11 protein-coding genes are annotated in these 13,048 nt (G+C 66.0%); 8 read left to right on the top strand and 3 right to left on the bottom strand.

Going from position 1 to position 13,048, the window contains the following annotated elements; genetic code table 11:
* Nucleotides 1–86: 86 nt before the first annotated feature.
* Nucleotides 87–938 (bottom strand): LysR family transcriptional regulator, encoded by an 852-nt coding sequence (locus KXV01_RS09440; RefSeq protein WP_049413941.1) that lies wholly within the window; start codon nucleotides 936–938, stop codon nucleotides 87–89.
* 159 nt (nucleotides 939–1,097) lie between these two features.
* Here KXV01_RS09440 and KXV01_RS09435 point away from each other — a divergent pair, with 159 nt between their 5' ends.
* The 4 genes from KXV01_RS09435 (at nucleotide 1,098) to betT (ending at nucleotide 4,414) form a co-directional block, all read left to right on the top strand.
* A complete protein-coding gene (locus KXV01_RS09435) occupies nucleotides 1,098–1,451 on the top strand; it encodes an SMR family transporter (protein ID WP_005416959.1) in 354 nt (117 codons plus the stop codon).
* Nucleotides 1,451–1,774, top strand: a complete 324-nt coding sequence (locus tag KXV01_RS09430) for an SMR family transporter (RefSeq protein ID WP_134968381.1) — start codon at nucleotides 1,451–1,453, stop codon at nucleotides 1,772–1,774. Before KXV01_RS09435 ends, KXV01_RS09430 begins: the two co-directional genes overlap by 1 nt.
* 96 nt (nucleotides 1,775–1,870) lie before the next feature.
* Nucleotides 1,871–2,251: a VOC family protein gene (locus KXV01_RS09425; RefSeq protein ID WP_099495829.1), complete on the top strand. Its 381-nt coding sequence runs from the start codon at nucleotides 1,871–1,873 to the stop codon at nucleotides 2,249–2,251.
* A gap of 183 nt (nucleotides 2,252–2,434) precedes the next feature.
* Nucleotides 2,435–4,414 carry a choline BCCT transporter BetT gene (gene betT / locus KXV01_RS09420; RefSeq protein ID WP_263467728.1) on the top strand — a complete coding sequence of 660 codons (1,980 nt, stop codon included), beginning with the start codon at nucleotides 2,435–2,437 and terminating at the stop codon, nucleotides 4,412–4,414.
* A gap of 66 nt (nucleotides 4,415–4,480) precedes the next feature.
* Here betT and KXV01_RS09415 read toward each other — a convergent pair whose 3' ends face one another.
* Both KXV01_RS09415 and KXV01_RS09410 read right to left on the bottom strand, forming a co-directional pair.
* Complete coding sequence (locus tag KXV01_RS09415; protein ID WP_258014964.1) at nucleotides 4,481–7,162, bottom strand: TonB-dependent receptor; 2,682 nt, start codon at nucleotides 7,160–7,162, stop codon at nucleotides 4,481–4,483.
* A 178-nt stretch (nucleotides 7,163–7,340) separates the two neighbouring features.
* On the bottom strand, nucleotides 7,341–8,318 hold the full coding sequence (locus KXV01_RS09410; RefSeq protein WP_099488225.1) for a zinc-binding dehydrogenase: 978 nt from the start codon (nucleotides 8,316–8,318) through the stop codon (nucleotides 7,341–7,343).
* 430 nt (nucleotides 8,319–8,748) lie between these two features.
* On the opposite strand from KXV01_RS09410, the gene KXV01_RS09405 reads away from it, so the two are divergent.
* The 4 genes from KXV01_RS09405 to KXV01_RS09390 all read left to right on the top strand — a co-directional run bounded on the left by KXV01_RS09405 (nucleotide 8,749) and on the right by KXV01_RS09390 (nucleotide 13,015).
* Entirely contained in the window at nucleotides 8,749–11,112 is a 2,364-nt protein-coding gene (locus KXV01_RS09405; RefSeq protein ID WP_263467727.1) for a ribonucleoside-diphosphate reductase subunit alpha, read from the top strand.
* Nucleotides 11,113–11,183: 71 nt separating this feature from the next.
* Nucleotides 11,184–12,224, top strand: a complete 1,041-nt coding sequence (locus tag KXV01_RS09400; RefSeq protein ID WP_099495832.1) for a ribonucleotide-diphosphate reductase subunit beta — start codon at nucleotides 11,184–11,186, stop codon at nucleotides 12,222–12,224.
* 25 nt (nucleotides 12,225–12,249) lie between these two features.
* Nucleotides 12,250–12,717, top strand: coding sequence for a flavodoxin (locus KXV01_RS09395; protein WP_262222830.1), 468 nt, complete (start codon nucleotides 12,250–12,252; stop codon nucleotides 12,715–12,717).
* Complete coding sequence (locus KXV01_RS09390; RefSeq protein WP_262222829.1) at nucleotides 12,689–13,015, top strand: thioredoxin family protein; 327 nt, start codon at nucleotides 12,689–12,691, stop codon at nucleotides 13,013–13,015. The genes KXV01_RS09395 and KXV01_RS09390 overlap by 29 nt, the downstream gene beginning before the upstream one ends.
* The last annotated feature ends 33 nt before the right edge of the window (nucleotides 13,016–13,048 follow it).

The following is a 13,048-nucleotide window of genomic DNA, read 5'->3' as shown; positions in this document are numbered from 1 at the left end:
CGCTGGCCGGCAACTGAAAAGGGGACGGAGGGGATTAAGTCGTTTGTGGCACAAACGACTTAATCCCCTCCGTCCCCTTTTTCGTGTCATCCCAACGCGTCGGCCCACCACAGTGCGGCCGGTCCCGGCGGAGCGTCGCGGCGCCAGAGCAGGTCGCTGTGGATGCGCCGCGGCCAGCCGGGCAGCGTCAGTTCCACCAGTCGCCCGCGGTCGTAACGCTGCACCAGTGCCCGCGGCAGCTCGGCCCAGCCGATGCCGTCCTCGGCCATCTCCATCACCATCAGATAGTCGGTGGCGGTCCAGGCCAGGCCGGTGACGATGTGGGATTGATCGACCTCCGCACTCAATCGCACCTGCCGGTGCCGCGCCAGCTGTGCGGCGCTGCGACGGCCGGCGTTGGCCAGTGGGTGCTCGCGCGCCACGTACACCGACAGTTCGCTGTGATGGGCCAACGGCCGGGCCATCAGGCCATCCGGATAGCTTTCCTGTTGCGGCAGCAGGCCCAGCGCGGCGCGGCCGCTGCCGACCAGCTCCAGCACGTCATCGCCTTCGGCATCCAGCCATTCCAGTTCGATCTCCGGGAATGCTTCGGCAAAGCGCTGCAGCACGCGCTGCTCCGGATCGAGCTGGTACACATCGGAAAACACCACCGTCAGCCGCGCTTCGACCGGCGCGGCCAGGCGCACGCTCAACTGCTGCAGGCGGGCATCGGCGGCGAGGATTTCCTGGGCATGGCCGAGCACCTGGCGCCCGGCCTCGGTCAACTGGGGGTAACGCCCGCTGCGGTCGAACAGGCTCACGCCCAGGTCGGCCTCCAGATGGGCAATGGCGGTACTGACCGTTGACTGCGTCTTGCGCAGGCGGCGCGCCGCCGCCGAGAACGAGCCCAGCGCGGCCGCTTCCACGAAGGCCTGCAGGGATTCGGGGGAATAGGGCATTGATCCATCGCTCCTGTCGATGGGATCCATTTTGGTACCACCGTAAAAGGCGATGATACTGGCCGCCGTCGCCCCTGTCTGCGGGCGTTCCGGACCCTCCACGCATGCCGTGGACCCATTGAAGAGGCGGCGCGGTCCCCGCCCTGCAAGGAGCTTCACATGTCCCGTACTGTTCCCGCCCGTGGCGCGCTGGCCGCCTGGGCCTGCCTGACCGTGGCGATCATCGCCGAGGTGGTCGGCACCTCGTTCATGGCCCATGCCGCCCGCGACGGCGGCTGGAGCGGCTACCTGATCATGGCCGGCGCGCTGGCGCTGTCCTACTTCTTCCTCGCGCAGTCGGTGCGCCGCATTGCTGTGGGCGTGGCCTACGCGGTGTGGGAAGGCCTCGGCCTGACCCTGCTGACCGTGGTCGGCCTCACCGTGTTCGGCGAGAGCCTGTCGCTGCAGCAGCTGGCCGGCCTGATGCTGGCGGTGGCCGGCATCGTCTGCGTCACCCTCGGGGAGGCGCACTGATGAACACCCTGGCCCTGTTTTTCGTGATCTGCTCGGCGCTGATCGACGTCGCCGCCAACATGATGGTGGCCAAGTCGCAGGGTTTCCGTCGTTGGCGCTGGGGCGTCGGTGCGATCGTCCTGGTCTGGATCGCCTTCGCCCTGCTGGGCCAGGCCGTGCGCTACATGGATCTGGCCACGGCCTATGCGATGTGGGGGGCGATCGGCGTGATCGGCACCGCCAGCTGCGGCCGCCTGTTGTTCGGCAACCGCCTGCGGCCGATCGGCTGGGTTGGCATCGCCCTGGTCACGGCGGCGGTACTGCTGCTCAGCACCGCCAAGTAGCAGCACGCCCGGTCGCGAGCGGGGCGGCGATGATGCAGCGATTTGCGAAGTCGCCCTTGCTCATCGACACTGCGGTTTTCCACATGGAGTGTCCGCATGTTCAGCCACATCACCGTAGGAACGAACGACATGGATGCCGCACGTCGCTTCTACGACGCCCTGTTCGCCGCGATGGACGCGCGTCCGGGCGTGTTCGACGAGAAGGGACGGCTGCTGTACTTCAAGGATGGGCGGATGTTCGGTGTAACCGCGCCGATCGATGGGCAACCAGCGTGCCATGCCAACGGCGGCACCATCGGTTTCAGTCTGGGCAGTGCAGAGGCCGTGCGTGCCTGGCAGGAAGCTGGCGTGGCTCACGGTGGCAGCGCAATCGAAGATCCGCCCGGCGTCCGCAACATGTCCGGTCGGCAGGTGTTCCTGGCCTATCTGCGTGACCCGGATGGCAACAAGCTGTGTGCGGTGCATGTAATGTCGTGATCGGACAGGATGCGCGTGGCCGCACTGCGGCCCGCGCGGGCAAGGTTGCGCTCCGGCGCGCGCGTGATACCACGGAATGAGCGGACGGGCCTGCGACCTCAGGCCGCAACTTCATGCTCTGTCCACTGCGGTTCAGCCAGAATCGGTCGGCTAACCCTTTGATCTACCGGAGAACGCCGCCCCATGGACGTACTGGAGCCGCAACAATCCCCGGTGCGCACCCTTCGGCCTGTGTTCGCCTTCGCGGCGATCGTTGTCGTGGCGTTCGCGCTGTTCGTCAGCCTGTTCCCGCTCGGCGCGGGCCGCCTTCTGCTCAAGGCACAGGACTGGGCCGCCCTCAACGTCGGCTGGTACTACCTGCTGGCCATGACCCTGTACCTGGTGTTCGTGGTGGGCGTGGCGCTGTCCAAGTACGGTGGCATCAAGCTGGGTGCCGACCATGACGAGCCGGAGTTCAGTTACCTCTCGTGGGCCGGCATGCTGTTCGCCGCCGGCATCAGCATCACCCTGTTCTTCTTCTGCGTCTCCGAGCCGCTGACCCACTACCTGCAGCCGCCGCAGGGCGATCCGGCCGCAGGCGAGGCTGGCGCGCGCCAGGCCATGCAGCTGCTGTTCCTGCACTGGGGCCTGCACGGCTGGGGCGTGTTCGCACTGGCGGCGATGGCGATGGCCTACTTCGCCTATCGCCACAACCTGCCACTGGCCCTGCGCTCGGCGCTGTACCCGCTGATCGGCAAGCGCATCAACGGCCCGATCGGCTACACCGTGGATGCGCTGGGCATCGTCGCGACCGTATTCGGCATCGGCGCCGACATGGGCTTCGGCGTGCTGCACCTCAATGCCGGCCTGTCGCACCTGTTCGACATTCCGCATTCCAACCTGGTGCAGATCACCCTGGTGGTCAGCATGATGGGCGCGGCGGTGGCCGTGGCGGTTTCAGGCGTGGAGAAGGGTGTGCGCTGGATGGCCAACATCAACATGCTGCTGGCGATCGCGCTGGTGCTGTTCATGCTGTTTGCCGGCCCGACGCAGTACCTGTTCAGTACCTTGATGCAGAACCTGGGCGATTACCTGGGCAGCGTGGTCGGCAAGAGTTTCGACGTCTACGCCTACGGCGGTCGCCCGGAATGGCTGGGCGGCTGGACGGTGTTCTACTGGGCCTGGTGGATCGGCTGGGCGCCGTTCGTCGGCCTGTTCATCGCGCGCATCTCACGGGGCCGCACCATCCGCGAATTCGTATTCGGGGTGCTGCTGATCCCGCTCGGCTTCACCCTGGCCTGGCTGTCGATCTTCGGCAACAGCGCGCTGGACCAGGTGCTGCACCACGGCCAGCAACAACTGGCGCAGCTGGCGGTGGATGATCCACCGACGGTGCTGTATGCACTGCTGGATGGCTACCCGTGGAGCCGCACGGTGATCGCCGTGACGGTGCTGGTGAGCTTCGTCTTCTTCGTGACCTCTGCTGATTCGGGGGCGGTGGTGTTGTCCACGCTGTCGTCGCATGGTGGATCGCCCGAGGACGATGGTCCGCGCTGGCTGCGCGTGTTCTGGGGCACGGTGATCGCGGTGCTGACCGCCGGGTTGTTGCTGGCCGGCAGCATCGATGCATTGAAATCGGCGGTGGTGCTGGCCTCGCTGCCGTTCTCGGCGATCCTGCTGCTGATGATGTGGGGGCTGACCCGCGCCTTCAGTGACGAGTCGCACCGCAAGCGCGCGCTGCAGTACCGGCCCTCGCCGCTGATCGGCGACGATCGCCATCACCAGGGCTGGCGCCAGCGCCTGAGCCAGGCCATGCACTTCCCGGTGCGCGACCAGGTCTACCGCTTCATGGACGATACGGTGAAGCCAGCGATGGAAGCGGTGGCCGAACAGCTGCGCGGGCAGGGCTGGGATGTGGCCACGCGCTTCGAGGCCGGCGACATGGAGCTGACGGTCAATCACGGCGAGCAGCAGGACTTCCTGTACCGGGTGATCCTGAGTGGCTACCTGACCCCGTCGTTCGCCGCCCAGCAGCTGCGCAACCAGCGCTACTACCGCGCTGAAGTGCATCTGTTCGAAGGCAGCCAGGACTACGACCTGGTGGGCTACAGCCGCAAGCAGATCATCAACGACATCATCAGCCAGTACGAACGGCACCTGCAGTTCCTGCACCTGAGCCGGTGATGGTAGTGCCGGCCGCTGGCCGGCAACGCGAACGGGGCGGCGCATCACCGCCGCCCCGTTGCCGAATCAGAACCGGTAGCGCGCACCCAGCGAGACGAACTGCCCGCGCAGATTGTACTGGCTGATGTCGAAACCGTTGGCGCCACCGGCCGGGTCGAACGGCGGATCCTTGTCGGTCAGGTTCAGCACCGACAGCGACAGCGTGGTCTTCGGAATGCCCTCGTACGCCACGTACAGGTCCAGCTGGTGATACGGCTTGATGCGGTCGCGCAGCCCCGGATTGCTGGTCGCCGTCGCCACGCGCTGGTCGTAGCCGCTCACGTACTGCAGGCTCAGCGTGCTGCTCCAGTCGCCCACCGCCCAGTTCAGCGAGGTGGTGCCGCGGGTGCGCGGTAGCGCGCCGTGGCGGTTGTTGCCGGCCCCGTCATAGGGTGCCTGGCCGGCCACCAGCGGCTGCTTGAAGCTGAGCAGGTGGGTCCAGCTGCCGGCGACGGTGAAGTTGCCCCAGCCTTCGGTGCGGAAGGTGCGGTTGGCTTCCAGATCCAAGCCCGAGGTGGTCAGCTCGCCCTGGTTCGCGTACTGGTTGGTGATGAACTGGATGCGTCCCTGTGCATCACGCTGCACGCGGCCGGGGAACAGCGTCGGGTTGTCGACGATGAACTGCGCGCTGTCCGGCTTGACCAGGTTGTCCTGTTCGATGCGGTACCAGTCCAGGCCGATGCTGGTATCGCCATCCGGTGACCACACCGCACCCACGTTGAAGTTGCGCGAGCGCTCGGCCTTCAGGTCCGGGTTGCCGGTGCGGATGTTGGTGACGCCACGGCTGCCGCCGGGCTGCAGCGGATCCAGCGGATCGATCACCGAGCCGTAGCTGACGGTCTGGCCCGGTGCGATTTCCGGCAGCGAGGGGGCGCGGAAGCCACGCGAGAACGAACCACGCAGCAGCAGGCTGTCCAGCGGCTGCCAGCGCAACGCCAGCTTCGGCGAGAACGCCTTGCCGAAGTCATCGTAGTGGTCACCGCGACCGGCCACCTGCAGTTCCAGCGTGCGGTGCAGCGGCACGCTCAGTTCGGCGTAGGCGGCGCTGACCTGGCGCTCGCCGTTGACCACGTTGATGGCCGGGCGCAGTTCGGTGCCCGACAGCACCTGTGCACTGGTACGCGCATCCAGCGACTCCTTGCGGAACTCGGCACCCCAGGCGAAGCCGACCGTACCGGCCGGCAGTTCCCACAGCGAGGTCGAGGCCTTTACGTTCAACGCGTGCAGCTTGTACCAGCCCGGGCGCTTGGTCTGCAGGCGCAGCGCATCCAGCGCGCCCGGCGTGCTGGACGGGTTGAGGAAGTTGTAGCTGCCATCGCGCAGGATCTGCTCGAACGCGTAGCGGTTGACGAAGTTGTCGACGTACTCGCGCTGCGCGCTCTGCGAGGTCAGTGCCGCCACTTCCCAGTCCCAGCGCTCGCCGCTGCCACGCACGCCGGCCAGGGCGCGGTAGAACACCTGGGTGTTGTCCTTCAGGCGCGGGCCCAGATCGAAGAAGGTGTACTCGAACGGCAGCGGCGTGCTGCCCGGGTTGTTCGGGTGGCCGACCGGCAGCACCGCCGGCACGTCGATCAGGGTGCCGGTGGCCGGGTTGTACGCGCGCAGGCCGGGGCCGACGGTCAGCGGCGCGCTGAAGATCTGGTCGGCCTTGTTGTGGCTGTACAGTACGTCGGCGAAGGCCTCGACGCTGTCATTGAAGCGGTAGGTCGCGCTCAACGAGGCCTGCAGGCGCTCGGCGCCGGGTTGCAGGGTCTTGAATGGCTGTGCATTGAAGGCGCAGGCCTGGCCGGGCAGGGTACTGCCGAAATCGCTGTAAGGGCGCAGTTGGCTGCCGTCGGGGCAGCTGGAGAACGGCTGGGGTGCGCGCGGGTTGGACAGCCAGTTGCCACCGGCGGTGGACCAGCCGGCCAGACGGCCACCGGGCCTGTCGCGGAAATCGCCGCTGCGGGTGTAGGCGCGCTGGTCGGCATCCAGCCGATCGCGCTTGAGCAGGTCCAGCCCGAACAACACGTTCCAGCCCTGCTGTTCGAGGTCACCGAAGCCGGCCAGCAGGTTGGCCTTGCGTTCGTCCAGGCCGCCCTGTGTCGCGGTGCCGAAGCCGCCGCCGACTTCCACGCCCTGGAAGTTCTTTCGCAGGATGATGTTGATGACGCCGGCGATGGCATCGGAACCGTATACCGCCGAGGCGCCATCCTTCAGCACTTCGATGCGTTCGACCGCGCTGATCGGCAGCGCGTTGAGGTCGACGAAGGTGTCCTGCGTGTTGAGCGCGAAGCCGAAGTTGGACACGCGATAGCCGTTGACCAGCACCAGCGTGTTCTTCGGCGACAGGCCACGCAGGCCGATCGAAGCCGAGCCGGCGGCGAAGCTGCCGGTGTACTGCTCGTCGAAACTGTTGCCGGCATTGGCCGACAGGTTGCGCAGCACGTCGGTGAGGGTGGAGCGGCCGGTCTGCTCGATCTGTTCGCGGCTGACGATCTGCACCGGGTTCGGCCCGGCGGTATCACTGCGTTTGATGTTGGAGCCGGTCACCAGCACGGTGCCGAGGGTGGTGCTGTCCTTGCCGGCATCGGCGGTTTCAGCGGCGCCGGCAGCGCCGGCGGTGAGGACCAGCGCGATCGCGCCGGCAAGCAGGTTCAGGGTGGTGCGGTACATGGAAGCGACGACGCCGAACGGGGGAGGAGCCGTCAGTACCGCACGCAGGTACATGCGCCTTCCAATGACGAAAGCGCATTCAGTTATACATCACAGGTTCTTAACGAACGGTGCGAGGAGTGCGGAGCATTGGTGCGCACGCTCCTGTAGAGCCGAGCCTACGCTCGGCTCCGCGCACTGACCGGAAGGCAGCCGAGCGTGGCTCGGCTCTACAGAAGGCAATGCCAGCCCATCAAGGCTGCAGCAGCACCTTGCCGTTGCGACCCGAGCCTCCTGCGACCTTCACTGCCTCGGCGATGTCGTCCAGCGCGAAGATCTGCTCCACCGGCAGCGTCAGCTCGCCGCCAGCGGCGCGCTTCAGCAGTTCGCCGACCAGCCGACGCTTGTCTTCCACCGCCATCGCCTGGCTGACCTTGCTGCCCCAGAAGCCCTTCACGGTGGCCTCCTTGTAGATCAGGCCGCCGGCAGGAATGTGCATCGGCTCGCCACTCATCACACCGAACGACACCAGCGTGCCGTGGTGGCCGAGCAGGTCGACCAGATCGCCACTGGCGTCGCCGCCGATGGAATCCACTGCGGCCGCGGCCTGTGCTTCGCCAGTGGCTGCGCGCACGCGTTCCTTCCATCCGTCCACCGAGGTGTCGAACACATGATCGACGCCCAGCGCCTGCAACTGCGCGACCGCATCGGCATTGCGCACCAGGTTGGCCACATGCACGCCACGCGCCTTCGCCAACATCGCCAGCGACTTGCCGACCGCGCCGTTGGCGGTGTTCTGCACGATCCACTGGCCTGCTTCGACGTGCAGGAATTCCAGCAGCATCAGCGCGCTCAGCGGCATCGCGATCAGCTGTGCGGCCATTTCGTCGGGGATGGCGTCCGGCATCGGAATCACCATGCGTGCCGGTGCGATGAATGCTTCGGCCCAGGTGCCGTGCACCGAGGCGGCGGCCACGCGCTGGCCGATCTGCAGGCCCTGGACCCCTTCGCCCAGTGCATCGACCACGCCCAGTGCCTCACTGCCAGCGATGGCCGGCAGGGTCGGCTTGTAGCCGTACAGGCCACGCACGGTCAGCAGGTCGTGGTTGTGGATCGAGGCCAGCACGGTGCGGATGCGCACCTCGCCGGGGCCGGGCTCAGGCAGCGGCGCATCGGCAATGGCAAGGACGTCGGCCGGATCGCCGAAGGAGGGGTACTGGGCAGCGCGCATGAGCGATGTTCCGAAGAAAGTGATGTTGTAGCGAACTGGGGACGCAGGGGATGTCGACAAGGTGTCGCCGCTGCAACACGGCATCCTGCGACGGATCGTCGCGGCATGTCGTGATTACCGCATCTTGTGTTGACGGCTTGGAGTATCCCCACTATGTTGTGCCCGTCACTCCCGGTCAGCCGCCGCCGCCGGACATGCAGCAAACGTCCCGCGGCCCGCCCCTGAAGGCTTGCCGTGTCGACGCGGCCGCCACCGTGCGGACGCAGGTCGCCCCCACGGCCCGGATACCGGCCGCAGGCGCAGGCAGATGCCGACGACCTACGTTCCCGTACCCTGGCAATCCACCCGTTCGCCCCGTGCGCCGGTATCGCGTCCAGGGCCGCCATGGCATCGACCGCCAATGCGCGTGCGAGCCTGGAGTTTCACCACCATGACCGACAGTACCTTCCGCGTGGCCGATCCGGCCGGCGCTGGCGACGCCTTGCGCGCCGGTGGCGAGCGCATACCGACCTGGATCACCAAGGAGGCCGGCAACCGCCGCCTGCCGTTCGACGCCGAGCGCCTGCAGCGCAGCATCGATGCCGTGCATGCCGAGTTCCCGCAGCTGGATGTGACCGACTATCGCCGCGTGGTGCAGGCAATGGTCGAGCGCAAGCCCAGCCTCAGCGCCGATGACCTGGTCGATCTGTTGATCCGCGAGGCCGAATCGCGCGTGGACCTGGTCGCGCCCGAGTGGGAACAGTTCGCCGCGCGCATCTACCTGCGCCGCCTGTACAAGCGTGCCAGCCGCAACCGCTTCTACGATGTCAGCCTGAAGTACGGCTCTTACGTGGGCCTGCAGGAAAGCCTGGCTGACCGCGGCATCTACAGCAACGACATCCTGCGCTGCTATTCGAAGGAAGAGCTGCAGCAGGCCGGTGAGATGATCGATCCGGAACGCGACCGCCTGTTCGCCTACAACGGCTTGTACCTGCTGGCCACGCGCTATCTGGCCAGCGACCGCAGCCGCGAGGTCTATGAACTGCCGCAGGAGCGCTGGCTGACCATCGCGCTGTACCTGATGCAGGAGGAAAAGCCGCGCGAACGCCGCATGCAGCTGGTCGGCGAGGCGTACTGGGCGCTGTCCAACCTGTACATGACGGTGGCTACGCCGACCCTGGCCAACGCCGGCAAGGTGGGCGGCCAGCTGTCCAGCTGCTTCATCGACACGGTGGACGACAGCCTGCAGGGCATCTATGACTCCAACACCGATATCGCGCGCGTGTCCAAGCACGGCGGCGGCGTTGGCGCCTACCTGGGCTACGTGCGCAGCAGCGGCGCACCGATCCGTGGCGTGGCCAATTCCTCCGGCGGCGTGGTGCCGTGGATCAAGCAGCTCAACAACACGGCGGTGTCGGTTGATCAGCTTGGCCAGCGCAAGGGCGCGGTGGCGGTGTACCTGGACATCTGGCACCGCGACATCGAAGCCTTCATGGACCTGCGCCTCAACAACGGCGACCAGCGCCTGCGCGCGCACGATGTGTTCACCTCGGTGTGCGTACCCGACCTGTTCATGGAAGCGGTCGAGCGCCGCGCCGACTGGTACCTGTTCGACCCGCACGAGGTGAAGCAGGCCAAGGGCTGGTACCTGCAGGACTTCTACGATGAGAAGCGCGGTTCGGGCAGCTTCCGCGACCGCTATGCCGAGCTGGTGGCCGATGAGCGTATCAGCCGCCGAACGGTGAAGGCCATCGATCTGTTCAAGCGGATCATGCTTAGCCAGCTGGAGACCGGCAACCCGTTCCTGTTCTACCGCGACGAGGTCAATCGCAGGAATCCGAACAAGCACGCGGGCATGATCTATTCCAGCAACCTGTGCACCGAGATCCTGCAGAACATGAGCCCGACGCGGATGATCCAGGAGATCGTCAGCGGCGACCAGATCGTCACCACGCGCCGTGCCGGTGACTTCGTGGTCTGCAACCTCTCCTCGATCAACCTCGGCCGGGCGATCAGTGCACCTGATGACCTGCTGGCCACCGATGTGCTGGAGCGCCTGATCCCGATCCAGGTGCGCATGCTCGACAACGTGATCGACCTCAACGCGTTGCCGGTGCCGCAGGCCACGATCACCAACCGCAAGTACCGCGCCATCGGCCTGGGCACGTTCGGTTGGCACCACCTGCTGGCGCAGCAGGCGATCCAGTGGGAATCTCCGGATGCCGAAGAATTGGCCGACCGTCTCTACGAACGCATCAACTTCCTGACCATCCAGGCCAGCGCGCAACTGGCGAAGGAGAAGGGCAGCTACCCGATATTCGCCGGCAGCGACTGGCACAACGGACGCTACTTCAGTGACCGGGGCTACAGCGGCGCGGCCTGGGACAGCCTGGCCCGCGAGGTCGCCACGCACGGCCTGCGCAACGGATGGCTGCTGGCGGTGGCGCCGAACATGAGCACCGCGCAGATTGCCGGTTCCACCGCTTCGATCGACCCGATCTACAGCGCGTTCTACTACGAGGAGAAGAAGGACTTCCGGCGGCCGGTGGCAGCACCGGGACTGTCGCTGGAGACCTGGCCGTACTACGAGAAGGGCGCCTACAAGGTCGACCAGTTCGCCAGCGTGCGCCAGAACGCGCGCCGCCAGCGCCATGTCGACCAGTCGATCAGTTTCAACCTGTACGTGCCCAGCACCATCCGTGCGAGCACGCTGCTGGAGCTGCACCTGAGCGCCTGGCGCGAAGGCCTGAAGACCACCTATTACGTGCGCTCCAACGACATCGACATCAGCGAATGCGAGTGGTGCGCCAGCTGACCACCGGCGACCCACGGTAGTGCCGGCCGCTGGCCGGCAACACGATAGAAAGAGAACGAAGGCAGAAGCCCATGGCAACCCCCCTCGAGCGCATCAAGATCCTCGAACCGCGCCATCCCAACCGCAGCACCGGCATCATCAACGGCCAGACCAGCGGCATCCTCAACTGGAACGACATCCCGTACCCGTCGTTCTATCGGGCCTACAAGGAGCTGTCGACCAACTTCTGGATTCCCGACGAGGTGGACATGAAGCTGGACGCGCGCCAGTACGGCGAGCTGTCAGGGCGCGAGAAGAACGCCTACGACTCGATCATCGGCCTGCTGGCCACGCTGGATTCGCCACAGACGCGTTTCATCTACAACGTGGCCGAGTACATCACCGACCCGGCTGCACATGCCAACGCGGCGATCATCGGCCAGCAGGAAGTGATCCACAACGAGAGCTACAGTTACGTGCTGGCCTCGATCACCGACCTGCCGAACCAGAACCGCATCTTCGAGATCGCCCGCACCCACCCGACCATCATCAAGCGCAATGCCCCGATCATGAGCGCGTATGACGACTTCATGCGCGAGAAGACCGCCGAGACCCTGCTCAAGTCGCTGATCCAGTCCTCGATCCTGGAGGGCATCAATTTCTATTCCGGGTTCGCGTACTTCTACAACATGGTGCGGCAGAACCGCATGAACGGCACCGGCAAGATCATCAGCTTCATCAATCGCGACGAGCTGGCCCATACCAAGTTCATCAGCGAGCTGATCCGCGCCATCATCGGCGAAAACCCCGAGCTGCAGACCAATGAATTGACCGCCTATGTGCACCAGTCATTCGAACATGCCATCGAGCTTGAGACGCAGTGGTCGTCGGAGGTGCTGGATGGCATCGATGGCATCGACGTGGACGAGATGACGCGCTACGTGAAGTACCGGGCCAACAAGATGGCCGGCATGCTCGGCATCGAGCGCCTGTACAGCGACACCACCGACAACGTGATGCCATGGATCCGGGCCTACGCCGACAACTTCACCGAGACCAAGACCGACTTCTTCGAGATGCGCAATGCAAGTTACAAGAAGACCAACGTCGACAACGGCTTCGACGATCTCTGAGCCCAGCGCCGCGCTGAGCATCCTGATGGTGGTCGCCTCCTTGAGCGGCAATACCCGCGAGCTCGGCCGGCAGATCGCCGAGCGCTGCCGCGCGGCAGGTCATGCGGTGCACTGGCAGGAGGCCGACGACCTGCGTCAGGCCCCCTCATTGGCGGCCAACGAGGCCGACCTGGTGCTGCTGGGCTGCTGGACCGACAACGCTGGGCGCACGCCAGCGGAGATGAAGGCGTGGGTGGCCGGCATTGCCGAGCGCGGTCAGCAGCCACGCCAGCTGGCGGTGTTCGGTACCGGCGAAACGCAGTGGGGACAGGAGTACTACTGCGGCGCCGTGCACCGGCTGATCCGCTATTTCCGCAGCGACTATCCGCCGCTCGAGATCGAGCAGATGCCGCATGGCGAGCGTCACGCCGCAGCCATCGACGCCTGGACCGATGCGATCCTGGCCCACTACTGGAGCAACCACGATGCAGATCATCGACGCCACCACGCCTGAGCAGTTCCAGCAGCTGCTGGCCGAGCACCCGCGGGTGCTGGTGGATTTCCACAAGGACCAGTGCCCGGGGTGCCGGATGCTGGAGATGTCGCTGCACCGGGTGGCCAACAGCATCGCGGGGCAGGGCACCACGTTGCTGCGCGTGCAGCTGGAGGTGCTGGGTGAGGCGTTCTTCAGGGAACTGGGGCTGCGGCAGACGCCGACGCTGTCTCTGTTCCGTGATGGCGACGAACGCGCGCGCCTGGCCGGGTTCCAGTCGCCGCAGCAGATCGAGGCCGCGATCGCGTTGCATTTGTAGAGCCGAGCCATGCTCGGCTGCTGTTCGTGCGGT

The organism is Stenotrophomonas sp. Ps181, assembly GCF_025697425.1.
Lineage (GTDB): Bacteria > Pseudomonadota > Gammaproteobacteria > Xanthomonadales > Xanthomonadaceae > Stenotrophomonas > Stenotrophomonas sepilia.
Note: the sequence above shows the minus strand (reverse complement) of the source record. Positions and strands in the feature narration are given on the sequence as shown.